At 62.3% G+C, this 23,315-nt stretch carries 21 protein-coding genes; 16 read left to right on the top strand and 5 right to left on the bottom strand.

Annotated features, from left to right (window positions below):
- Window positions 1-65 precede the first annotated feature (65 nt).
- The 9 genes from ABIE18_RS01970 to ABIE18_RS01930 all read left to right on the top strand — a co-directional run bounded on the left by ABIE18_RS01970 (window position 66) and on the right by ABIE18_RS01930 (window position 10,299).
- Complete coding sequence (locus tag ABIE18_RS01970) at window positions 66-1,043, top strand: fumarylacetoacetate hydrolase family protein (RefSeq protein WP_499720930.1); 978 nt, start codon at window positions 66-68, stop codon at window positions 1,041-1,043.
- A 13-nt stretch (window positions 1,044-1,056) separates the two neighbouring features.
- Entirely contained in the window at window positions 1,057-2,049 is a 993-nt protein-coding gene (locus tag ABIE18_RS01965) for a cyclase family protein (protein ID WP_499720929.1), read from the top strand.
- A 29-nt stretch (window positions 2,050-2,078) separates the two neighbouring features.
- Window positions 2,079-3,215 (top strand): FAD-dependent monooxygenase, encoded by a 1,137-nt coding sequence (locus tag ABIE18_RS01960; protein ID WP_499720928.1) that lies wholly within the window; start codon window positions 2,079-2,081, stop codon window positions 3,213-3,215.
- Complete coding sequence (locus ABIE18_RS01955; RefSeq protein WP_499720927.1) at window positions 3,212-4,216, top strand: amidohydrolase family protein; 1,005 nt, start codon at window positions 3,212-3,214, stop codon at window positions 4,214-4,216. The genes ABIE18_RS01960 and ABIE18_RS01955 overlap by 4 nt, the downstream gene beginning before the upstream one ends.
- Window positions 4,213-5,178, top strand: coding sequence for a fumarylacetoacetate hydrolase family protein (locus tag ABIE18_RS01950; RefSeq protein ID WP_499720926.1), 966 nt, complete (start codon window positions 4,213-4,215; stop codon window positions 5,176-5,178). Before ABIE18_RS01955 ends, ABIE18_RS01950 begins: the two co-directional genes overlap by 4 nt.
- A gap of 150 nt (window positions 5,179-5,328) precedes the next feature.
- Window positions 5,329-6,825 (top strand): MDR family MFS transporter, encoded by a 1,497-nt coding sequence (locus ABIE18_RS01945; RefSeq protein WP_499720925.1) that lies wholly within the window; start codon window positions 5,329-5,331, stop codon window positions 6,823-6,825.
- A 35-nt stretch (window positions 6,826-6,860) separates the two neighbouring features.
- Complete coding sequence (locus ABIE18_RS01940) at window positions 6,861-8,474, top strand: GMC oxidoreductase (protein WP_499720924.1); 1,614 nt, start codon at window positions 6,861-6,863, stop codon at window positions 8,472-8,474.
- A gap of 191 nt (window positions 8,475-8,665) precedes the next feature.
- Window positions 8,666-9,040 carry a MarR family winged helix-turn-helix transcriptional regulator gene (locus ABIE18_RS01935; protein WP_442018253.1) on the top strand — a complete coding sequence of 125 codons (375 nt, stop codon included), beginning with the start codon at window positions 8,666-8,668 and terminating at the stop codon, window positions 9,038-9,040.
- Window positions 9,037-10,299, top strand: coding sequence for an MFS transporter (locus ABIE18_RS01930; RefSeq protein WP_499720923.1), 1,263 nt, complete (start codon window positions 9,037-9,039; stop codon window positions 10,297-10,299). The genes ABIE18_RS01935 and ABIE18_RS01930 overlap by 4 nt, the downstream gene beginning before the upstream one ends.
- 2 nt (window positions 10,300-10,301) lie before the next feature.
- On the opposite strand, the gene ABIE18_RS01925 is transcribed toward ABIE18_RS01930, so the two are convergent.
- The 5 genes from ABIE18_RS01925 to ABIE18_RS01905 all read right to left on the bottom strand — a co-directional run bounded on the left by ABIE18_RS01925 (window position 10,302) and on the right by ABIE18_RS01905 (window position 16,020).
- Window positions 10,302-11,651 carry an MFS transporter gene (locus tag ABIE18_RS01925; protein ID WP_499720922.1) on the bottom strand — a complete coding sequence of 450 codons (1,350 nt, stop codon included), beginning with the start codon at window positions 11,649-11,651 and terminating at the stop codon, window positions 10,302-10,304.
- Window positions 11,652-11,972: 321 nt separating this feature from the next.
- Complete coding sequence (locus ABIE18_RS01920) at window positions 11,973-12,932, bottom strand: carbohydrate kinase family protein (protein WP_499720921.1); 960 nt, start codon at window positions 12,930-12,932, stop codon at window positions 11,973-11,975.
- A 119-nt stretch (window positions 12,933-13,051) separates the two neighbouring features.
- Window positions 13,052-13,846 (bottom strand): ATP-binding cassette domain-containing protein, encoded by a 795-nt coding sequence (locus ABIE18_RS01915; protein ID WP_499720920.1) that lies wholly within the window; start codon window positions 13,844-13,846, stop codon window positions 13,052-13,054.
- Window positions 13,843-14,889 (bottom strand): ABC transporter permease, encoded by a 1,047-nt coding sequence (locus ABIE18_RS01910; protein WP_223947813.1) that lies wholly within the window; start codon window positions 14,887-14,889, stop codon window positions 13,843-13,845. The genes ABIE18_RS01915 and ABIE18_RS01910 overlap by 4 nt, the downstream gene beginning before the upstream one ends.
- An 18-nt stretch (window positions 14,890-14,907) precedes the next feature.
- On the bottom strand, window positions 14,908-16,020 hold the full coding sequence (locus tag ABIE18_RS01905; RefSeq protein ID WP_442004170.1) for a substrate-binding domain-containing protein: 1,113 nt from the start codon (window positions 16,018-16,020) through the stop codon (window positions 14,908-14,910).
- Window positions 16,021-16,197: 177 nt separating this feature from the next.
- On the opposite strand from ABIE18_RS01905, the gene ABIE18_RS01900 reads away from it, so the two are divergent.
- From ABIE18_RS01900 to ABIE18_RS01870, 7 genes are all read left to right on the top strand, one after another.
- Window positions 16,198-17,196 (top strand): LacI family DNA-binding transcriptional regulator, encoded by a 999-nt coding sequence (locus ABIE18_RS01900; RefSeq protein ID WP_499720919.1) that lies wholly within the window; start codon window positions 16,198-16,200, stop codon window positions 17,194-17,196.
- A gap of 39 nt (window positions 17,197-17,235) precedes the next feature.
- The gene (locus ABIE18_RS01895) at window positions 17,236-17,529 is read left to right on the top strand and encodes a putative quinol monooxygenase (protein ID WP_431118010.1); all 294 of its coding nucleotides are present in this window, start codon (window positions 17,236-17,238) and stop codon (window positions 17,527-17,529) included.
- A 30-nt stretch (window positions 17,530-17,559) separates the two neighbouring features.
- Entirely contained in the window at window positions 17,560-18,690 is a 1,131-nt protein-coding gene (locus ABIE18_RS01890) for an App1 family protein phosphatidate phosphatase (protein ID WP_499720918.1), read from the top strand.
- 154 nt (window positions 18,691-18,844) lie between these two features.
- On the top strand, window positions 18,845-19,813 hold the full coding sequence (locus ABIE18_RS01885) for an alpha/beta hydrolase (RefSeq protein WP_499720917.1): 969 nt from the start codon (window positions 18,845-18,847) through the stop codon (window positions 19,811-19,813).
- Between the two features lie 91 nt (window positions 19,814-19,904).
- Window positions 19,905-20,903, top strand: coding sequence for a helix-turn-helix domain-containing protein (locus ABIE18_RS01880; RefSeq protein WP_499720916.1), 999 nt, complete (start codon window positions 19,905-19,907; stop codon window positions 20,901-20,903).
- A gap of 107 nt (window positions 20,904-21,010) precedes the next feature.
- Entirely contained in the window at window positions 21,011-22,660 is a 1,650-nt protein-coding gene (locus ABIE18_RS01875; RefSeq protein ID WP_499720915.1) for a response regulator transcription factor, read from the top strand.
- A gap of 98 nt (window positions 22,661-22,758) precedes the next feature.
- The gene (locus ABIE18_RS01870; protein ID WP_499720914.1) at window positions 22,759-23,307 is read left to right on the top strand and encodes a hypothetical protein; all 549 of its coding nucleotides are present in this window, start codon (window positions 22,759-22,761) and stop codon (window positions 23,305-23,307) included.
- Window positions 23,308-23,315: the final 8 nt, after the last annotated feature.

Below are 23,315 nucleotides of genomic sequence, written 5' to 3'. Positions count from 1 at the left end.
CTTATGTCGAATTCCGACATTAAATGAAAGTGGACCGAGGACGGTCCACGAGGGGAGTTACGTTCATGACGACGACGTCAGGCCAGTTGGAAGCACCGTTCGCACTCGCGCGTTACCGGGCCGGGGACGAGGTACGGCTAGGGCTCATTGCCGGTGACCGGATCCGGCCGCTGGGTCCGCAGGAGCTGGGGGCCCCCGGTCTCAACGCCTTCCTGGCCACGCCTGACTGGGACCGCCTGGAAAAGCTTGCCCAAGGCGAGGGTCCCTGGCTTCCGCTGGAAAGCGTTGTTCTCACGGCTCCTGTGGAACCCAGGCAAGTGCTGCAAACGGGTGCCAACTACAGGACGCACGTGATCGACCTCGTCGTCGCGGGCTTGGACAAGAACGACCCCCGCACACCGGAGGAAGCCCGCGAATGGGCCGGCAAGATGATGGACGACCGCCAGGCAAACGGTGAGCCCTATTTCTTCATCGGCCTTCCTGCGTGTGTTGTTGGTGACGACGTGCCGCTGGTTCTCCCAAGCTACAGCGAGAAGCACGACTGGGAGTTGGAGCTGGCTGTGGTCATTGGAAAAGAGGCCTTCAGGGTTGGCCGCGAAGAAGCGATGCAGCACGTTGCGGGGTACACGGTGGTCAATGACATCACTACGCGGGACCTGGTTTTCCGACGCGACATGAAGGAAATTGGCACGGACTGGTACCGCGGCAAGAACGCGCCTGGGTTCCTCCCGACAGGCCCGTTCCTTGTACCGGCGCAGTTCGTGGATCCTGCCAAGCTGAAGGTGCGGCTCGAACTCAATGGTGATGTCATGCAGGACGCAACTACCGATGACCTCCTCTTTGATATCCCGGCGCTGGTCTCTGCCGCTTCGCAGAATATGCCGCTCCTGCCGGGGGACCTCCTGCTGACCGGAAGCCCGGCGGGCAACGGTGCCCACTGGGGAAGGCTGCTCCGGGACGGCGATGTCATGGCAGGAAGTATCCAGGGCCTTGGAACGCAGGTAGTGCGCTGCGTCGCCGAGCCCGTCGCCGGGCAAGCCTAGGGTGGGCGGGGCAATGAACCTGGATAATCCCGACCTGCTGGCCCGCACCGACCCCGAAGGCGAAATCTCCCGCCGTGGCAAGGCCTACCGGAACTGGGGGCGGTGGGGCGAAGACGATGTCCTCGGCACGTTGAACTTCATCGACGCTGCCAAGCGGAAACAAGCGGCTGCATTGGTGCGGGACGGCGATGTCACCTCACTATCGCAGCCCTTCGATATGAATGGGCCACAAAAAGGCTGGCGGCGCCGGACGAACCCGGTACACACCATGTTGGACACCGGAACCGATGCCGAACGGGGCACGCAGGGCTTTCCCCACGGATTGGGCGGCGCGGATGATGTCATTTCCATGCCGCTCCAGTGCTCCACCCAATGGGACGGACTAGGTCACATCTTTGACCACGGTGCCGCCTGGAACGGCCGCAGGGCCGGCGACGTCGTCACGAGCGACGGCGATCTTGTCACCGGAATCGAGCACGCGGCGGCAGCTCCTGTCTCCCGCGGTGTCCTGCTGGATCTAGGCCGTCACCTGCATCCGGAAACGGGCCAGCTGCCGGACGGCTACGCCATCTCCACGGCAGATCTGGAGTCCTGCATCGAAGCCCAGGGAGCCAGCAGTGTTGTTGGCACGGGCGACATCGTGCTGGTGAGGACAGGGCAGTTGACCCGTGCGAAGCGGGATGGCTGGGGCGATTATGCCGGAGGCCCGGCGCCTGGACTTTCCTTGACGACGGCCGGCTGGCTGCACAGAACTGAGATCGCGGCCATCGCCACTGACACGTGGGGCTTCGAAGTCCGTCCGAATGAGTTTGATGTTCCGGCCTTCCAGCCACTTCACCAGGTGGTCATTCCCAACATGGGACTCACGGTAGGTGAGTTGTGGGACCTGGACGGCCTCGCGGAGAAGTGTCGTGAACGCGGCCGCTACGAGTTCCTCCTGGTCGCGGCTCCTTTGCCGATTACAGGTGCCGTTGGTTCGCCCATCAATCCCATCGCGATCCTCTAATCAACCCGATAACAACCCAAGGGGTAATCATGACAGCAGTCCAGAAGGTAGCGATCGCCGGCAGCGGTGTTGCTGCCATGGCGGCCGCCATCCAGCTCGCAAAGGCGGGGGTCGCCGTCGACGTTTTTGAAGTAAAGCCGGAACTGAGCGCCCTGGGCTCGGGCATCACGCTGCAGGGCAATGCACTGCGCGTCTTCGACTCCCTGGGTGTCTGGGAAGACGTGCGTAAAAAGGGTATGGCTTTCGAAGGGCTGACCTTGCGGGCTCCCGGACCCGATGCGCCCGTCATCGCCCAACTCCCCGAGGTGAAGACCGGGGGACCGGACTACCCCGCGTGCATGGGAATGTACCGTCCCGACCTCGCCGGCATCCTGCTGAAGCACGCCGAAAAAGCCGGAGCGAAGGTCACCTTCGGAGCCAAGGTCACCGGATTTGATGTCCGTGAAGACCAGAAGGTGGAGGTCTTCGTCAACGAGGCCCCTGCGGGAAGCTACGACCTCCTGATTGGTGCGGACGGAGTTAATTCCTCTGTTCGGGGACTCATGGGCATCGACACCGCCCCCGAAACCACTGGTATGGGCATCTGGCGTGCCTTCGTCTCCCGCCCCAAGGAAGTGGAACACAGTGAGCTCTACTACGGCGGACCGGTATACATTGCCGGATACACGCCCACGGGCGAGGACACGATGTACGCATTCCTGGTCGAGAAGGCGCAAGACCGTTTCGGGGTTTCGGATGAGGAAGCCGTAAACATCATGCGCGGGGAGTCCATGGCCTACGGCGGCCCGTGGGCTTCCATCCGTGAAGATCTGGGCTCGGCGGCGAAAGTCAACTACACATGGTTCACCAAGCACCTGGTGCCCGGCCGCTGGAACCGGGGCCCGGTGGTGATCATCGGCGATGCCGCCCACAGTTGCCCGCCCACCATCGCGCAGGGTGCAGCACAGGCGCTCGAAGACGCTGTGGTTTTGGCTGAATTGCTGATTGGCTCGGATGCCCTCAATGACAAGCTCTGGGACAGCTTCCACGAGCGTCGGGTTCCACGCGTCCAGGCTGTGGTGGATGCATCCGTTCAGCTGGGCCAGTGGCAGATCGAGGGCAAGAAGGATGCAGACGCCCCGGGCTTGCTCTTCGGCATTGCGCAGAAAATGGCGGTGCCGGCATGACGATCGATGTTCACGCCCATGTGCTCCTGCCCTCTCTTCAGGCTGAGGTTGAACGGCGTGCCCCTGAGGCCTTCAAAGCGGCGGCGGACCTGGAGGCGCGGCGGAACGGACCCGAAAGTCTCGCTGCTTCCGGACGCATGATCGGCGAACGGTTCCCTCGGCTGACAGATGTGAAGGCCCGCCTGGCTGCCATGGATGCGCAAGGGGTGGACCATCAGTGGGTCAGTGCATCCCCGAACCATTTCTATCCCTGGGCTGAAGAAGGTCTCGCCGTGTGGACCGCCACAGAGGCCAACCGCCTGGTTGCGGAGCACGTCGCCCAGGCACCGGAGCGGCTGACAGGCCTGGGTTTGGTGCCGCTGCAGCACCCGGAACGCATTGTGGAATGCGTGGATGATGCCATCCTCGGCAGGGGTCTTGCCGGCATCGAAATTTCCTCGTTTGCCGGCGACGTCGAGTTGTCCGATGAACGGCTGGAACCCTTCTGGTCGAGGGTGGAGGAGTTGGGTGTCGTGGTCTTCCTGCACCCTTTCGGCTGCAGCCTGGACGAGCGCCTGGACAGGTACTACTTGTCCAACACCGTGGGCCAGCCAGCCGAAAACGCTGTAGCACTTTCGCACCTGATCTTCTCGGGAGTGCTGGACCGTCACCCCGGCCTGAAAATCCTCGCTGCCCACGGCGGTGGATATCTGCCCACAGCCATCGGCCGTTCCGACCACGCCTGGCGGGTACGTCCGGAAGCCCACGGTTGCAGTAATGAGCCATCGAGCTATTTGCGACGGATCTGGTTCGATACGGTGGTCCACGATCCATCGGCATTGCGCCACCTCGTGGATGTCGCGGGGCCCTCCCAGGTCCTCATGGGCAGCGATTTCCCGTTCGATATGGGCCCGGAAGATCCTGTCGCCGAGGTCTGCGCCGCAGGGCTGCCGGATGATGTGATTGACGGGATCCTTTCCGGCAATGCCGAGGCATTGTTGGCGCAGCGGGTGCGGGCATGAAGATTGCACGCTGGCAGGACGGCGCCGAAATTGGCGAGGGCTTCATCATTGGGGACAAGGCAGTACCGTTTCCCAATGGCCTGCGGGTTGCCGAGGTCCTGGCCCGCGGTCTGGGAGGCGCCCGTGAACTGTTCGGTCGGGTGGACCACGACGGCGGACGGCCACTGGACGCTGTCCAGCTCCTTGCGCCGTTGGTTCCGGCGGCAATCAGGGATTTCGTTGCCTTTGAGGAACATGTTGAAGGCGTCAGTGCTTCCGTTGACGGCAAGAGCGAAGTGGTGCCTGAGTGGTACGAAGCGCCAACGTTCTATTTCACGAATCCCCACACGGTGTTGGGGCCTGGTGAGCCTGTCATTCCGCCGGTGACGCAGCGGCTCGACTTCGAACTGGAGATCGCTGCCGTGCTGGGTGGTCCCGGAGGCGCCAACCTTTCCGGCGATGGGGCTGCCGAAGCTATTTTCGGCTACACCATCATGAACGACTGGTCCGCCAGGGATATCCAGTCGAGGGAAATGAAGGTCCGCCTTGGCCCTGCCAAGGGAAAGGACTTTGGCACCAGCCTTGGGCCGTGGATCGTCACCGCGGATGAGTTGGAACCGTACGTGGACGTTGATGGGTTCCTGGCACTGAGGGCAGAGGTCTTCGTCAATAGTGAACGGGTGGGGGAGGACCTGGTCTCCAATATGGGGTGGACCTTCCCCGAGCTTGTCTCCTACGCGTCCAGGAATTCCCGCGTCGTGTTTGGCGATGTCCTGGGCTCCGGCACCGTGGGCAATGGAGGGTGCCTGGGTGAATTGTGGGGGCGAAGCGGCGAACTTAGCCCTGCGCCGCTCACAGCCGGCGACGAAGTGCGCATGGTGGTGGAAGGCATTGGTGAGCTGACAGGCACGGTGGGTACGGCCGTCGAGGGCCCTCTTGTGCCTCGGGCGAGGAACCGAAGCCGCGCCCGCATTAGGGTCTAATAGAAACAATCTTCTGTTGCTTTTAGACTAAAGTGCGGTCTAAAATGAAAGTGGCGTCGGGATCCCCACAAGGATCCGTTCTCGGCAGTGAGGATGCTGCCGAGGCACAAACCGTCGCGTCGACGGCCCGATCGTTCGGGCAGAAACCCCATGCCACTTTCTACTTTGAGACTTCGGTTCCTCGTCGCCTCCCTCCTGACCGTGTCCTTCCTGGGGGCACTGGACCACACGGTGGTCTCAACTTCGCTGGCCACCATTGCCGGGGAGCTCGGAGCCCTGGAACTCATGAGCTGGGTTGTTGTGGGATACACGCTCGCCAGTACCGTACTGTTGCCCGTGCTGGGCAAACTCGGTGACGTCCTGGGACCACGACGAGTCTTTCTCGCTTCCCTGGTGATCTTCCTGCTCGCATCCCTTGCTTGCGGATTCGCGCAAGACATCACCTGGCTGATTGCTTCCCGGGTGATTCAGGGAATGAGTTCCGCCGGGCTGCAGCTCATGTCGCAGACCATTGTTGCCAAGGTGACCACGCCACGTGAGCGTCCGCGATACCTGGCAATCATCGGAGCTGCCTTCCCCATCGCGATCCTGGTGGGGCCCGTCCTCGGGGGAGCGATCACTGACTACTGGGGCTGGTCCTGGGTTTTCTGGATCAACATCCCTGTGGGGGTTATCGCCTTGGTTTTGGCCTTTGTCGCGGTTCCTCGACTTGAGCGGGGCCAGATTCCGAAGCACTACGATGTGGCCGGCGCGTGCGCCTTTACGGTGGGCCTCGTCTTCCTGGTTCTGGGCGTCACATGGACCGCCGGACGAAGCGTTGGTGTGCAGGCCGTCGCGGCCCTGGCCCTCAGTGTGGTTGCTTTGATGGCCTTCTTCATCGTCGAGCGCCGCGCCCCCGAGCCAATCGTCCCGTTGCGGTTCTTCGCCAACAGGACCATAGCCGCCGGCACCGCGCTCTCGGCGATTATCGGCGTCGGGCTTTTCTCCATCACCGCGTACCTGCCCACCTACTTCCAGATGGCCTACCGGATCAGCGTCACAGTGTCCGGACTGGTGCCCATAGCCACCGTCCTGGGCATGCTGGTCAGCAACCTCCTCACCGGATGGCTGGCCAGCCGCACTGGCCGGTACCGGATCTTTCCCATTATCGGAACATGCATGGGGGCGATGGGGCTGTTCGTGATGGCCTGGCTGCCGATCGGACTTCCCCTGTGGGTCCCGATGCTCGTCATGGGCTTTGTGGGGATGGGGACTGGATCCTTCATGAGCCTAATCGTTGCGGTAGTCCAAAGCGCCGCACCATCCAGCCAGACTGGAAGCATCACAGCAACAGTCAACCTCGTGCGGCAGGTCGGCTCCACCGTAGCCACCGCCATCATTGGCGGAACCATCGGTTCAGGCGTCGCAGCGCTGCTGCCCGCGGGCATGGACGCCGCAAACCTCACACCCCATGCGGTTCACCAGACTCAGCCTGAAACCCAAGACGTCGTCGCGGGAATCTATGGGACTGTGTTCTCCCCAATCTTCATCGCGCTCGCCGTTACCTATGCCATTGGCATCATCGCCGCCGTCCTGCTACCGCAAGGACGGTTGGCGGACGAACCAGAAACTACCCGCCCAGAAGTCTCCGAGACCCTTTCGGCCTGACCTTGCACCAACTGACCGTGCACTAAGGAGAAACAATGTCCAAGAATCCGACCATCGCCATTGTTGGCAGCGGGCCGATCGGCTCAACGTACGCACGGTTGCTGGTGGAAGGCGCCCCGGACTCCCGAGTGATCATGTTTGAAGCCGGACCGCAGTTGACGGGCCGGCCAGGCGAAAGCGTTCGCAACATCGTTGACCCCGATCAGAAGGCCAGGGCGCGGGAGATGTCGCAGGGGCCGCAGTCCGGCGCGTTCCGGGAGTCGTTGGGTATTCCTGCCGGGACCGTGACTGAAGGCATGTTCACCGCCCGCCAAGGTACCCACCTCCTTGACTTCGGCGGACCGGGGTCGGCCCACGCCGAAACTTTCCCGGCCGCAGCGGCGGCGACCAACGTCGGTGGGCAGGGGGCACACTGGACGTGCGCAACGCCGTCGCCGGCTTTCAGCGAGAAGATCCCGTTCATCGCCGACGACGAGTGGGAGAACCTCATCACCTCGGCGAAGGGCCTCCTCCATGTGCAGAGCGCAGCGTTCGCCGATTCGGGAGTCGGGGCGGCCATCCGGTCGCTCCTGGAAGAAGAGTTCGCCGGCGAGCTGCCGGAGGGTTATGGGGTGGGTACCCTGCCCGTCGCGGGCGATCCCCAGCCTGACGGTTCAATGCGATGGGCGGGTGCCGATGTTGTCCTCGGTCCACTCATCGCTCCCGAGTCCCCGCTGTCCGAGCGCTTCGAACTCCGTGATCTGACGCTGGTACGCCGGGTGGAAACGGAGGGAAAACGGGCAACCGGTGTCACCGTGGAAAACCTTCGCACGGGAGAAACCACTTTTGTCCCGGCAGACGTAGTAGTGGTGGCCGCGGATGCTTTCCGGTCGCCGCAACTGCTGTGGGCTTCCGGCGTTCGGCCTGCCGCGCTGGGCCACTACCTCACTGAGCATCCGGTGGTCATCTCAACAGTCGCCCTTGATCCGGAGAAGATGGAACGGTTTGCGAGCGAATCGGATCTGGAGGCCGAACTTGCCAGGCGCGCCCAGAACCCAGCCGATCCCGTGGCTGCCGTCAACCGGATCCCCTTCTCCGAACCGGAGCATCCCTTCTCCGTCCAGGTCATGTATTCCGAAACAACACCGTTCCCCATGGCCCCCGATGCTCCTTACGCACGGAACCGCTGGGGCTACGTCAACATGGGCTATGGCATGCGCAAGCACCCGCGTTTTGAGGACGGCGTGACTTTTGACGACAACGAGCTGGACTATCGCGGTTTCCCGAACATGACCATCAGCTACGCCCTCACCGAGAGGGAGCACGTTGAAATCGAAGATGCCACCGCACGGCTGCTCCGGGCGGGCAAGGCGCTGGGGGTCTTCGTAGCCGAACCGCGGCTCATGCCAAACGGCTCCAGCCTCCACTACCAGGGGACCATGCGTATGGGCGCATCCGACGACGGTACGTCCGTTGCGGACCCATGGTCACGTGTATGGGGCTACGGAAATTTGGTGGTGGGTGGGAACGCGCTGATTCCGACGGCTACTGCCATGAACCCGACCCTGATGAGCGTGGCCATCGCAGTGCGCGGCGCCCGGAAACTGGTGGAGGAGTTGGCCGCCCCAAGCTCGTCGGTCAACGAAGAGGTGGTCCATAGCAGGGCGTGACTGTGGCATTGGCCTGATCACATTCCGTGGACAGGCCGCCGGGGGAGGAGCATAATAGTTAGCGGAGCTAATTAGCACTGCTAACTATTATGCCAAACCTCAGGAGGCGTCTCCCCGTGAGCGCAGCTATCGACGACGGACCGGCGGAGATTCAAGCCGACGTCCTCGCCATTGATCTTCGAACCGCAGTGATGCGAACATCCCGCAGGCTGCGAATCGAAGCGACCGGCGAGGTGATTACCCCTGGACAGTACACGGTGCTCGCCCACCTCAACTCCGGTTCGCAGACGTTACGGGAATTGGCCGAGCTGGAGCACGTCCAGGCGCCGTCGATGACCCGGATCGTGAACGCTTTGTCCGGGCAAGGCTTCGTGTCACGGCAGGCCAACCCCGAAGACGGCCGGCAGGTCCACATCAGCATCACCCCCGCTGGCCAGGAAGTTCTGGCCGAGGCCCGCAGCCAACGGACTGCCTGGCTGGCCCAGCGCGTAGCAGGACTCAGCGAGGAGGATCGGCTGACGCTCAGCCGGGCCGCGCACATCATGCAAGAGATGAGCGCCAAGTGAGTGCCATGTTCCGTGCCCTCGAGAGTCCCAATTACCGGCTCTGGGCTGGTGGTGCGCTGGTGTCCAACGTCGGCACCTGGATGCAGAGGGTGGCACAGGACTGGCTGGTGCTAACGGTCCTCACAAATCACTCCGGTACGGCGGTGGGCATCACCACGGCACTGCAATTCCTGCCCATGCTCCTGCTTGGACCGTATGCGGGCGTCCTGGCCGACCGTTATCGCAAGCGCGTGATCCTCCTCTGGACCCAAACGGCGATGGGAATCTGCGGGCTGATCGTTGGCCTTCTGGTGGTAACGGGTGTGGCCCAGTTGTGGCACGTCTATCTCGCCGCGCTTGCCTTGGGGTTGGCTGCGGCCATTGACGGCCCGGCCCGTCAAGCGTTCGTGTCAGAACTTGTTGGCCCTGACAAGCTCTCCAACGCAGTGGCCCTGAACTCTGCGTCCTTCAACAGCGCCAGGCTGACCGGGCCGGCCATCGCCGGTGTGCTCATTGCATGGATCGGCACGGGACCAGTGTTCCTTCTCAACGCCGCGAGCTTTGCGGCCGTCATCGTTTCCCTCTGCCGGGTTAAGGCATCGGAGCTGGAGCCAGCTACGCCTGTGGCCCGCGGCAAGCACCAATTAGCCGAGGGCCTCCGGTACGTGCGTCAACGCCCCGACCTGGTCCTCATTTTGCTGATGGTGGGCCTCTTGGGCGCCTTTGGCATGAACTTCCAGGTGACCAATTCCTTAATGTCCACGGCGGAGTTTGGCATGGGGCCGGAGGAGTTTGGCCTCCTTGGCTCCATCATGGCAGTGGGAACGCTCGGAGGCGCGTTGCTTGCGGCCCGCAGGTCCGGCCCGCGGCTCCGTTTCATGCTGGGCGGTGCACTGAGCCTCGGCGCCTTTACTGTTCTGGCGAGCATCTCGCCGTCGTTCTGGATTTACGCGGCAGTACTTGTTCCGGTAGGGCTGGCGTCCATCACGTTCCTGAACAGTTGCAACACCACCATCCAGTTGTCCGTTGAGCCCCAATTCCGTGGACGCGTCCTCGCCCTGTACTTGGCCATCCTGCAAGGCGGCACGGCAATCGGAGCACCCCTTATGGGCTGGATCGGCACGGAATTCGGGGCCCGCTGGGCTGTGGCATCCGGCGGCGTGGTGGTCCTTTTGACCGCCGTCGCTTGTGTGATCCTGGTCAGCCGCCGCAGCCAGAAGACGCTCCGTGAACAGGTGCGCAGTGCATGGCTGCGGAGGCGGGCAACCCAAGCGTCTTGACGCTAGCGGGCCTCAAGGTCCTCGAGCGTCTTTCCTTTCGTGTCCGAAGACAACAGGGTTGCCAGCGCCGAGACGAGGCAGATGCCCAGAGTGGTCAGGCCGATGACCATCGGGATGTTCGCTGATCCGGGAGGAGCCATGGCTGTGAACAGGCTCGGGAAGAACGAGGCGATCATGAGGCCGATGTTTTGCGAGACTGCGAAGCCTGTCACCCGCATCCGCATGGGGAACTGCTCCTGGAAGAATGTGGCGAAGGTGGCGTTCCACATCTGGAACAGGATGCCCTGGACGATCACGACGCAGACGAAGATCAGCGGCAGGCTGCCCTGTTCGATCGCCCACAGGTACACCATGGTCAGCAATCCGCCGGCAATTCCGCCTGCAACCATGAGCGTCCGCCGGCCAATCCGGTCTGACAGTGCCCCGAACAACGGGATGGTTACCACTGCGGCTACGTTTGCTGCCATGGTCACCCAGAGGAATTCACTGCTCGAGAAGCCGTTCCCATAGCTCTTCTGGGTTGCGAAGGACACGCCGAAGATCAGGGTGGCCATGCCGATGACGTTCGTGAAGGTCATCGCAACGCATCGGACCAGGACCCACGGGTGGGTGCGCAGGAGGTCGGCGAGGGGAAACCGGCGTTTGGTGTTGGGCTCTTCCGACTGCGCCAGGTATGCGGGTGGCTCCTGCACGCGGCGGCGGATGATGTACCCGGCCAAAATTACGACGGCGCTGAGGAGGAAGGGCAGCCTCCAACCCCAGGAATGGAACTGGTCATCAGGCAGGAGGGCGGCGAGCGGAATGAGGACAGCCGTGGCGAGGATGGAGCCGACCTGCGTGCCTTGAAGGCTGAAGCTCGCGAAGAAGCCGCGCCTGGCATCGGGGGAGTGCTCTACGATCATCGCGCTGGCACCACCGAGTTCGCCAGCAACCGCGAAGCCCTGGATCAGGCGGAGAATCACCAGCAGGACGGGCGCAAGAAGCCCCACCTGCCCGTAAGTTGGCAGGAGTCCCACTGCGAATGTAGCGAACCCCATGAGCAGCATTGCGAAGACGAGGACCTTCTTGCGTCCATGCCTGTCACCGTAAGCACCCAGGACCACTGCGCCGAGCGGGCGGGAAACGTATCCCACGGCATAGGTGGCCAGGGAAGCGATGATGCCCACGGTGGGGTTCTCCGTGGGGAAGAAGATCGTGGGGAAAAGCAACGTCGCAGCCAGTGAATAGAGCGCGAAGTCGTAGTACTCCAGCGCGCTTCCGATCCAGCCGCTCATTGCGGCTTTCTTCGGGTCCTTCCGGCCGATGGTCTCGTCCTGGGTGGAAGGGGTATCCCTCCGGTGCGTGACGGTCATTCGCTGAACTCCTTTGTCGTCGTTGGCAAGGAACAAAAACTCTTCCAATCCAGGACTGAACAATGCGGTGCTCATTCAGCATGAGGAAGGTTGCGTGTGGGTTGACCCCACTCTTGAATCGATTCATTAATAATACGATGTGACCTGCGATACGTCAAAGGTCGCTGTGGGATTGTCAGGCAGCCCAGAGAAACGCACGACGGCGGCAGGTCGCCACGGTTCCCAAGGAACCGTTGGTTCCTCGGAACCGAAACGCGACCAGCCGCCGTCGTTATTTGGCCGTTTGTTCAGGAAATCAGGCCATCAGGAGAAAGACCCTGGTTACGGCGCAACAGCAAGCTTCCCGCTGAGGGACATGCCCAGCCGTGCCTGCAGTTCCGAAAAGGTGGGCGGGTTGGCGCCGGAGCGGCTGACCGTGATTGCTGCGGCCATGGAGGCAGTTTTTCCGATGGTTTCCAGTGCTCCCGGCGCAAATCCTTCTTCGCCCTCTGCCAAAAGGCCGAAGATGAGGGCGGACATATAGGAGTCGCCGGCGCCGATGGTGTCAGCAACCTCCGTTTTCACGGAGGGGATGCTGAGCTTCGCACTTTGCGTGGCGAGGAGGGCGCCGTCAGCGCCCATGGTGATGACCGCCAAGCGGGCTCCCTGCGCGAGCAAGCGGGACGTGACCTCGTCCGGAGACGACGTCGGGTAGAGCCAGTGGGCATCTTCGTCGCTGAGTTTTACGACGTCCGTGAGCGGGAGCAGGTCCTCGAAGACACTCTTTGCTTCAGCATGACTGCCAAGCAGGGCGGGGCGGATATTGGGGTCGTAAGTGACCAGGCACGACTTGTGGCCTTGCTCAAGAAGAGAGCGAACAGTGGAGGCACCCGGAGCCAGGAATGTGGCGATGGATCCGGTGTGAAGGACTTTCGGGATCATGGCCGGCGCCACTGGAGCCAGTTCCCAGGCGATGTCGAACTCGTAGCTGGCCGAGCCATCAGCTGCGAGTGTTGCGGTAGCGGTGGCTGTGCGTTCAAGGGACGTTGAACCCGGAAGAAGCCGGACGCCCGCGCTCTGGAGGTGGTTGGTGATGGCGGTACCGTGATCGTCTTCGCCGATTGCTGTGAGCAGCCCCGTGGATACGCCGAGCCGGCCAAGGCCATAGGCCACGTTCGCCGGGGATCCTCCTGGATAGCTGATGGTTCCTTCAGGCGTGTTAACGATGTCGATCAGGGCTTCGCCGATAACAACAACATCCAGCTGGTCGTGGGCGGAGGTGCCGGGGGGAGGCTTATGCATCTCGGTTCTTTCGTCGGTACCGGCTGGACGGCCGGGTGTGGATCCGTCCGCGGACCTGTGGGCAGGTCCGCGGACGGAGAAGGGGGGTTCCGTTTGGAACGGAAGGTGCGGCGCGCCTGTCAGGCTTTGGCCGCACCTGTCATGATGGCGACGGCGTCGGTCATGGTGTGGGATTGCGGGGTGATGGTGGCCGCGCATTTGCCCAGGCGCTGGATGTGGATCCGGTCGGCCACGTCAAACACGTGGGGCATGTTGTGGCTGATCAGGATGACAGGCAGGCCGCGGTCACGAAGGTCGCGGACCAACTGCAGTACCTGGTTGGACTCACGAACGCCCAGTGCCGCCGTCGGTTCGTCAAGAACAACCACCTTGGATCCGAATGCCGCCGCACGGGCGACGGCGACTGCCTGGCGCTGGCCGCCGGAAAGGTTTTCCACCGGCACAGTGACGTCCTGCAGGGTGGAGATGCCCAGCCGGGTCAGCTCTTCCTTGGCCTTCTTGCGCATGCCCTTGGTGTCGAGGATCCGGAACAGGCTCCCCAGGGGACCAGGAAGGCGCTCTTCACGGCCGAGGAACAGGTTCGACGCGACATCCAGGGCCGGTGAGACGGCAAGGTTTTGGTAGACCGTTTCGATGCCGTGGACCCGGGCGTCCTGTGGCCGCTTGAAGTGCACCTGCTGTCCGGATACGAAGATTTCTCCTGTGTCCGGAACTTCGGCGCCGGTGAGGCATTTGATGAGCGTGGACTTACCGGCACCGTTATCGCCGATGATGGCCAGGACTTCGCCTGGGTAGAGATCCAGGTTGACGCCGTCGAGGCCAACCACCCGGCCGAAGGTCTTCACGAGGTTCCTGGCTTTAAGGATGGGCTCGCGGGTCTCTGTCTGTGAGGCTGCAAATTCAGTCATGGTCATGACTTGACCTTTCGGATCCACTGATCGACGGACACGGCGATGATGATCAGGATGCCCACCGCGAGGGTCTGGTAGAGCACGTCCAGGCCAGCGAGGGAGAGGCCGTTGCGGAAGACACCGACGATCAGCGCTCCGAGCAAGGAACCCCAGATGGAGCCGCGGCCACCGAAGAGGCTGGTTCCGCCAATCACGACGGCGGTGATGGAGTCCAGGTTCAGATCGACGCCCGCGTTGGGGCTTGCGGCGTTGGTACGGCCGATCTGGATCCATGCGCCGACGGCAAGGACTGCGCCTGCGGCAAGGTAGACGCTCATGAGGACGCGGTTGACGGGAATACCGGCCAAGCGGGCTGCTTCCTTGTCATCGCCCACGGCGTAGACGTGCCGTCCCCAGGCGGTCTTGCCCAGGATAAAGGCGACGGCGATGTAGAGCAGGAGCATCATGACGACGCCGGTGGAGATCCGGACGGGTCCGATCGGGAAGGTGCTTCCCAGCCAGGTGAGCACACCAGGCATGGCGGACCCGCGGACGGTGCTTCCGCCGGAGTAGAGCAGGGTCAGCGCGATGAAGATGTTCAGGGTTCCGAGCGTGACGATGAACGGCGGGAGCCGGAAACGTGTCACGAGGAAACCGTTGAGTGCACCTGACGCCAGTCCCACGATCAAACCGGCGATGAGTGCCAGTGGACCTGGGACGCCACTGCCGACAGCCATCTGAGCGATCACCATCGAGGACAGGATCATGACTGCGCCGACGGAAAGGTCGATTCCGGCGGTCAGGATGATGAGGGTCTGAGCAATGGCCAGGGTTCCGACGACGGCGACCTGCTGGGTGATCAACGAGAGGTTCTCTACCCGAAGGAAGCGGTCGTTGAGGAGTCCGAAGACCACCACCGCGATCAGCAGGACAATTGCCGGGCTGAGGGCGGGGTAGCGGTGGAGAATGTTGCGGATTCTGCTGAGCGGCGTTTGGCGGTCGAGGAATTCCTCGGCCAGGTCAGCGTGCCCGGCGCTCGGGGGGCCTGCGGTCTGTTGCTGGGTCACTTTAGGTTGCTCCTGAACTTACTTGCCCCAGCAGATCTGGGAAGCGTCGGTGGTGGTGATGCTCTTCACGCCGTCTACGGGCTTGTCCGTGACGAGCTCCACTCCGGTGTTGAAGAAGTCCAGGCCCTCGGAGTTGGCAGGCTTCTTGCCGGTCTTTGCGAGGTCAACAATGGCCTTGACACCAAGCTCGGCCATCTTCACCGGGTACTGCTGTGCCGTGGCGCCGATCACGCCGGACTTGACGTTATTCACGCCTGAGCAGCCGCCATCAACGGAGACGATCAGGGCGTCTTTTTCCTTGCCTGCGGACTTCAGTGCTTCGAACGCACCGGCAGCGGCAGGCTCGTTGATCGTGTAAACGACGTTGATGTTGGGGTTCTTGGCCAGCAGGGTCTCCATGGCGGTACGTCCGCCATCTTCAGCGCCCTGGGAAGCCTGGCTGCCGACGATTTCGTACTCGCCACCCTTGCCGCCGGTGTACTTGCCCGTCTTGGCTTCGTCGCCGTTCTTCTTCTTGTCGGCGGTGTCGATGCCGAGCCCGGTCAGGAAGCCCTGGTCACGGTTATAGTCAACGGACACAACCTTGTCATCGAAGAGGTCCACAAGTGCGATCACAGCCTTCTTGCCCGCCAACTGCTGGGCGGTCCACTTGCCGATCAGCTCACCAGCGGCAAAGTTGTCCGTGGCAAACGTGATGTCGGCGGCATCGGCCGGGTCCGGCGGGGTATCCAGGGCAATAACGAACAAGCCGGCGTCCTTGGCCTTCTTCAGGGCATCCACTACGGACGGGCCGTTGGGGGTGATGAGAATTCCCTTGTCGCCCTTGGAGATCGCGTTTTCAATGGCCTGGATCTGGGTGTCTTCGTCGCCGTCGGCCTTGCCTGCGGCAAGCTTGAGATCAACGCCGTCCGCCGCGGCGGCCTTCTTGGCGCCATCCTGCATCGACACAAAGAACGGATTGGATGTGGTCTTCACGATCAGCGAAACGCCGATCTTTTCGTCGCTGCTCGCGCTGGACGAAGGCGAGGAGCCGCCGCCGCAGGCAGTCAGGCTCAGCGCGCCCAGCGTCAGTACTGCACCAGCGGCAAGAAGGCGGGTCTTTGCCGACCTCGAGGCTTTGGAACTCAACATTGAAACTCCTGTTTTTTGTGGCTGCTCATGGCGAGTGATTCCCCCATGACAACGTTGTCAGGTAACATGTAACCAAGCTCACACAGTGCAGTCAAGTGATAATTGAAGTTGAGGAGTAATTCGTTGACAACGGTGTCTAATCGTTACCAACCCGATCCTGCGCGCAAGCCCCCAACGATGAAAAACGTCGCTGATCTTGCCGGGGTAGGCATCAAGACGGTCTCAAGGGTGGTGAACGACGAACCAGGCGTTTCGGAGGAAACCCGTCAGCGGGTCCTGCGGGCAACGGAGCAACTTCAGTACCACCTGGACATCACAGCCGGCAGCCTGAAGCGTTCCGGACGCAAGACCCAATCCATCGGATTGTTGCTTCCGAGCGTGTCCAACCCCTTCAGCGGTGAGATTCACCGCGCCATGGAAGATGCCCTCGGTGAGCCGGGAATTGCTGTCTTTGCCTCGAGCCTGGACGACGACCCGGACCGGGAAAGGAAACTGATTTCGGCTTTCCTGGGGCGTCGCGTGGATGGTCTTGTGCTGACCACAATCGCCAAGAGCCAGGCGTACATGATTCCGGAGCACTCACGGGATCTGCCTTTGGTGTTCATCGACCGCGAGCCGGTGGGTATCGAGGCGGATGCGGTAGTCACCGATAATGAGGTGGGCGCCGCGGCGGCAGCCGCGCATCTCATCAAACATGGCCACACGAGACTGGCTTACCTCGGGGACCGGACCGATATCCAGACCGCAGTGAAACGGCGGGCAGGTTTCCTGAACGAGATCGGCAGGGCGGGGATCGCGACGTCCGCCGTTGCGGTCCGCGAGAATCTTCACGACGAGGAAACGGCCCTCAAGGCTGCGCACGAATTGCTCACATCGGAGAACCCACCTACGGCGATATTCTCCAGTCAGAACCTGGTGACTTTCGGTGCCATGCGGGCGCTGAAATCCCTCGGTGTGCAGCACAAAGTCGCCTTGGTCGGATTTGACGACTTCACCCTGGCCGACATGATGGAGCCGGGGGTTACCGTGGTTGCCCAGCACCCTGAACGCATCGGAAAGCTCGCTGCAGAGCGGATCCTTGCAAGGATCGACGGCGACAACCGCACACCGCAAACCTATATCGTCCCTACGGAGCTCATCCCCAGGGGTTCCGGCGAGATACTGCCCCAGAACTAACCAGAAGCAATCCCGATTCAATCGATCAAAGGACTGGACATGACCAAAACCTTGTACGCAGAATTCACCGTCAAGGAAGGCAGCGAGACCAGGGTCGCTGAAATGATGACAGAACTCGCAGGGCACGTCCGCCAGGAACCAGGCAATGTCACGTTCCTGCCCTACACGCGCGAAACCAATCCGCGCGAATATTTCGTGTTCGAGGTCTACCGCGACGAGGAAGCCTTCCAGGAGCACATCACCGCAGAATACGGCCGAAAGTTCAACGCGGAATTGGCCGAGCACATCGAAGGCGACGGATCCGTCCTCACCTGGCTCACGCCCGTATCGTAGCCATACGCCCGGCCATGCCAGACTGGACGCATGTTTCCCCGTCCTGAGAAACCGCGCATTTTGCCCAAGAGCGACGACGCCCAGCCCCCGACGCCGGGAAGCGGCCCGACGCCCGGCCGTCATTTCGCCGTCAGGCTCGACGACGCGTGGCTGAGGTTCCAGACGCGCCTCGCCATCCGGCGGGGTCGAGTGGAAACGGTCATCCCGTACACCGGTTACGGCACTACTTCCTGGGTACGGGTGCTGGCACGGGTTGTTCGGAGCGACCCCCGGGACGCCGCCGGTCATGCCAATCCCTTACAGGAGAGCATGCGCGGTTGGCGGAACTTCATCAGCGCACCCGTCGCGCATGCAACCGTGCAGGTAACCATTGCAGGCACCGTCCATGACGTCGAAGCCGATCGTGGGGGCGTCGTCGATGTTCGCATTGAGGCAGCCCTGAACCCCGGCTGGCACACGATCACCCTGCAATCGGGGAGTTCCAGAATCGTTGAGGCTCCCGTCGAAATCGTGGCGGACGACGCCGACTTCGGAGTGGTCTCAGACATTGACGACACCGTGATGGTGACAGCCCTTCCCCGGCCGTTCCTGGCAGCTTGGAACACCTTCGTGCTCAATGAGCATGCGAGGACACCGACGCCGGGCATGGCCGTCCTGTACGAGAGGATCGCCAGGACGGCACCAACGGCGCCAGTGCTGTACCTGTCCACCGGGGCCTGGAATGTAGCGCCCACGTTGTCACGGTTCCTGTCCCGCAATCTGTACCCCGCAGGGCCGAAGCTCTTGACTGACTGGGGACCGACGCCGGACCGCTGGTTCCGCAGCGGCAGGGAGCACAAGCGCATTTCCCTGGAGCGCTTGGCAGAGGAGTTCCCCCGCATCAAATGGCTGCTTGTAGGCGACGACGGACAGCACGACGAAGCCATCTACTCCGAGTTCGCACATCGCCACCCGCAGAACGTCAGGGCGATCGCCATCAGGCAGCTCTCAGTGGGTGAAGCGGTGCTCGCCGGCGGTAGGTCGAAGACGGGGGGACAGCCAACGCCGGGAATCCCTTGGATCTATGCTCCGGACGGTGCCGGGATGTCAGCGCAGCTTGAGGAACTGGGCATCATCCATAGCAGTGTGCGCTCAGCGGATGAGCCGGAGCAGGGCGACTGAGGTGGCTGTTGGATCACGCGGATGACCTTATCCTGACCGCCATATGGCGGTCCTAACCGTTCCTTTTGAGGGCTTTTGGCGGTTAGCTCCGCGGGCAGCCGCGCCTAGGCTTGCTTCAGGTCACGACGAGGTGGCCGGACTTATGGAGGTCAAGATGACATCGTTACATGCAGCGCCACCTTTTGATCCCGAGCTTGGGGCGACACTTGTGGCTTTGGGTGATCTGATCAGTCCCACGTTGACGCCAGACATGATCGAAGGCATGCGGCAGTCCTTCGTGACGGCCCCCATCGAGGATTTATTGGCCGATCGCCCTGTAGAGCACTTTGAGCGGACCATTCCTGGTCCTGTGGGCGCTCCAGACCTCATCGTTTCCGTTTTTCGGCGGAAAGACCACGTGGCCGGCGGTCCCGGAATCTTCCACATTCATGGCGGCGGAATGGTCCTGGGCGACCGGTTTCTTGGCGCAGATTGGCTCATTGACTGGGTGGAGCTTCTGGACGCAGTTGCTGTCTCCGTCGAATATCGTCTTGCCCCTGAAAACCCGGACCCGGCGCCCGTGGAGGACTGCTACGCGGGCCTCGAATGGACGGCGGCGAACGCCGCAGAACTGGGCATTGATCCTGGTCGCCTCATTGTTGCCGGTGCGAGCGCGGGCGGAGGACTGGCTGCCGGTGTCGCCCTGATGGCACGCGATAGGGGTGGCCCCAGGTTGGCGGGTCAGCTCCTGATCTATCCCATGCTCGATGACCGCAATGACACGATTTCCAGTCGCCAATTTGATGGCGTGGGTGTGTGGGACAGGACGAGCAACGATACCGGCTGGGACGCGCTCCTCGGCGACCGCCGCAAGACAGAGGACGTTTCCATCTACGCGGCGCCCGCCCGCGCTGAGGATCTTTCAAACCTTCCTCCCACTTTCATCGATGTGGCCTCCGCAGAGGTTTTCCGCGACGAGGACATTGCCTACGCTTCGAGCATTTGGGCGTGCGGGGGTGATGCCGAGCTTCACGTGTGGCCCGGAGGCTTCCACGGATTCGATATGTTCTTCCCGCAGGCCGCCCTCTCCGTCATGGCGCGGGAGGCCCGAACACAGTGGCTTCGACGCATTCTGGATGCCTGAACCCACGACCGGCTGCCCGTCATGTATTGCCGCAGCAGCCGGACTGGACCACCATTAAGTTCTCGAAGACCAAAGGTGGCGGGCGATAGTTATGCAAGGACTCGTGTGGCGCCTCAAAGCGCTTGATCCCCAAGCCTCGGAAAGCCTCAAGGTCATCACGTATTTCGACGCGCTGGTCAACAGCCGGGCGAATGCGGAAATGCTCATCCGCGGAGCGGCGGTACTGTGTGACTGTTCAGTTGGCTTTGCCATGGATGGCCGTTCCATATGCGTTGATGCCTCTGGCCAGAGGGTCCCCGAACAACAAGGTGAGTGGCCTTCCAAGGAGTTTGGTGCCGACGGGCGGGCATGGATTGAGCGCGCAAGCCCCGGGTTCGTCAATGATGAATTGATCCTGGAACGGCTCGCGATTGCACTGGGCATCTTTTGGGATCGAACGAGTCCCATAGCAGCCACGCGACGCGCAATCGAGACGATCATCAGCAGTGAGTCATCAATGGAAAGGCGCATGGAGGCGGCAGCCCTTCTGCACTTGGAGCGCAACGGCTCATACAGGGTTCACGTGGTCCCTGCTGTGATGCCGGTGCCGGGATCCTCGGCCGTAATTCACACGGCAGTCGGTGCGATCCGGGCATTCATTCGTCCGTCCATGGCGACTGCGCTACAGGATACGAGGGCAGGAATCGGCTTGGCCACAGTCCCGCAGGAGCTGGACAGATCTTGGCAGACAGCACTCCTGGCCCTCAGACTTACTAGCCCAGACCGCCCGATTCACACCGCGGACGACCTTGGCAGCCTCATTGTCCTTGCTGAAAGGGCAAGTGAGGCCACCCACGAACCGGCTGACGTTACGGCCTTGAAGCGGCTGATCGCAGAACAGCCCAAGGCATGGCGAATACTGGAAGCCATTGCTGAAGCCGGCAGCCTACGCGCCGTGGCGGGCCAGCTCAACCTGCATCACTCGAGTGTCCAGAACCGCGCAAGCGAGTTCACATACGCCCTGGGCTTCGACATTCGAACACCGCCAGGCCGCGTGCGGCTTACGCTGGCGCTTACTCTCTTCCTGCTTTCCACCAACAGATTCGACTAAGGGCAGTGAACCACGACGGCGGTGGGTAGCCCCGCGTGGGTGACCCGCCCCGGCACGTGGAAGAGGTCACTCTTCAGAAAGAAAATGACAAAGAGCAGAATGAACTCATGGTCAATGCTGCAGTGTCTGAAGGCCTTGCGGAGGGTGATCACCTTCTTGCTACTTCTGAGTGGAAAGCAGCGGCGATAGCGTTCGAGTCCGTGCTGGCTATTCAGGACGATCCTGGAGCGCATGATGGACTGGGCCGTGCACTCTGGTGGCTGCGCGACGTCGACCGTTCCATTGCGGAGCGGACCATTGCTTACGCCGGTTTTCGTCGGCTGGGCCAGGACTCAATGGCCTTCCGGTCGGCTTTATGGTTGGCGCGGGAATATGCCGATGCCTTGGGAAGCGAGGCGGTCAGCCGGGGCTGGCTTGCACGCGCGGAGAGCCTCGCATCCCGCTTGCCGGAGGGCGTGGAGAACGGCTGGATGGCGCTGACGCGAGGTCTGCTGCAGGCCGACCCGGCAGCATCTTACGACGACGCCCGTACCGCGCTTGGGGTGGCACGAAGCCGGGGTGACCCGGATCTTGAGGCCATGGCACTGGCACTCCTGGGCCTCGGAACGATAGCCTCCGGCAACGTACTGGACGGGATGACGTTGGTGGATGAGGCAATGGTGGTGGCAACCGCCGGCGAAGTTCATGACCAGATGATCTTTGGTGATGTGTGCTGCATGGTGACGCGTGCCAGCGAAGAGGCCTGCGATACCTCTCGACTCAGCCAATGGAACAAGACCCTCCTGCGTTTTATGGAGGGGACGGGCCACCCTGCACTGCTGGAATTCTGCGGCACTTGTTGCGCAGAGATCTTCCTTGCTTCCGGTGACATGGCAAATGCCGAGGGCTGGCTCACCAAGACGCTGCATGAACTGGATCAAGGCGGCCACCGTGCACGATGTGTTCACCCGGCTGCCAAGCTTGCTGAACTTCGCCTGCTACAGGGCAGGGTGGAGGAGGCAAACCGACTGCTCGCTGGCTTCGAGGATCGCCCGGACGCATTGCGGGCAACAGCGGCAGTCCGTCTTGCTGCAGGCGACACAGCCGTTGCTGCAGCATTGCTCCATCGCCGGATCCGCCGTGTTGGCAGCGGGCTGCTCATGGTCCCGCTACTCGCATTGCTCACCGAGGTCCAGTTGACACAAGGTGACCTTGGCCAAGCCAAAGCGACGGCCGAACGCCTTGATGAAGTCGCGGTCGAGACGCAGTGGCCTCGATCACTTGCTGCATCGCATCTCACGGCTGGTCGCGTCGCAGCGGCAGCCGGGGACGTTGCCTTGGCGCGCGAAAGGCTTGACGCAGCGATTTCCGTTTTTAGTGAGCTCGACATGCCTCTCGAAGCTGCGCGCGCCCATCTGTCGCTGGCCGAAGCCTTGCGTGATGCGGACCGGGACATGGCCGTTCATGAAGCTGGAGTGGCGCTCGCAACGTTCGACGTCGTTGGTGCTCTCGGTCTGGCAGATCAGGCCGCGGCGCTTCTTCGTGCCCTTGGCGGCCCCGCACGCACGGGCCCGAAGGATCTGGGCGTGTTGTCGCGGCGCGAACGCGAAGTGCTCACATTACTTGCCGAGGCCTTGACCAATACCGAGATTGCTGGTCGCCTTTTCATCAGTGCCAAGACCGCTGAGCATCACGTCAGCAGCATCCTCGCGAAACTCCAACTGCGCAGCCGCGGCGAAGCCGCTGCGTTCGCCCTGCGTCATTCCCGTGGGGAGTAGGGCCGAACAGGGCAGTTAATGGGGGATGTCCCCCATCCTTTCCCCGCGCCGTCGTCGCATGCTTTGACTATCCGCAAAGTCAGCAGTGGAGGTGCGGAATGAAGCAACAACGAACGGTGGGTAACGTCCTCAGGCGTGAAATCGCCGTAACCGTCCATGACTATGCCATGGTCCCCGCGGACACTGTTTTCGATGTCCTCGCCAATCTGCCGAACCACATGGAATGGGGAGGAGCCGAGGCCTCGACACTTCTGTCGTTGCAAGCCCCGATAGGACTGGCAACGGTCGGAACCGAGTTCACTTCCACGGCCGAGGACCGGATTTGCCGGATGCAGGACTCGTCGGTGGTCACAGAAGCCCTGCGTCCCCGGACGTTTGAGCGGGTGACGGAGTCCGCGTTGGAGTCCAAAAAGCATGGAACCAGGGCTGGTTGGCTCCTGGTTCACCGCTACGAGATCGAGTCGAAGGTGGACCAAAGCGAGATCACCTACACGTGCCGGCTGGTCCGGGCCAGTGGGCTGCCAGGCATGCTGTCGATGTTTGGATTTCCACTTCTGCGCTCATTCGCCACACGGGCGTGGGCGCGGGCAAATAGGGGCGGGTTGCGCCGCCTCATCGCTGCGGCGGAAGCCGCACCGCGGGACTAAGCCCGCAA

It is taken from the genome of Arthrobacter sp. 2762 (assembly GCF_040548745.1).
Classification (GTDB): domain Bacteria; phylum Actinomycetota; class Actinomycetes; order Actinomycetales; family Micrococcaceae; genus Arthrobacter.
This window is presented reverse-complemented; position numbering and strand designations above follow the sequence as displayed.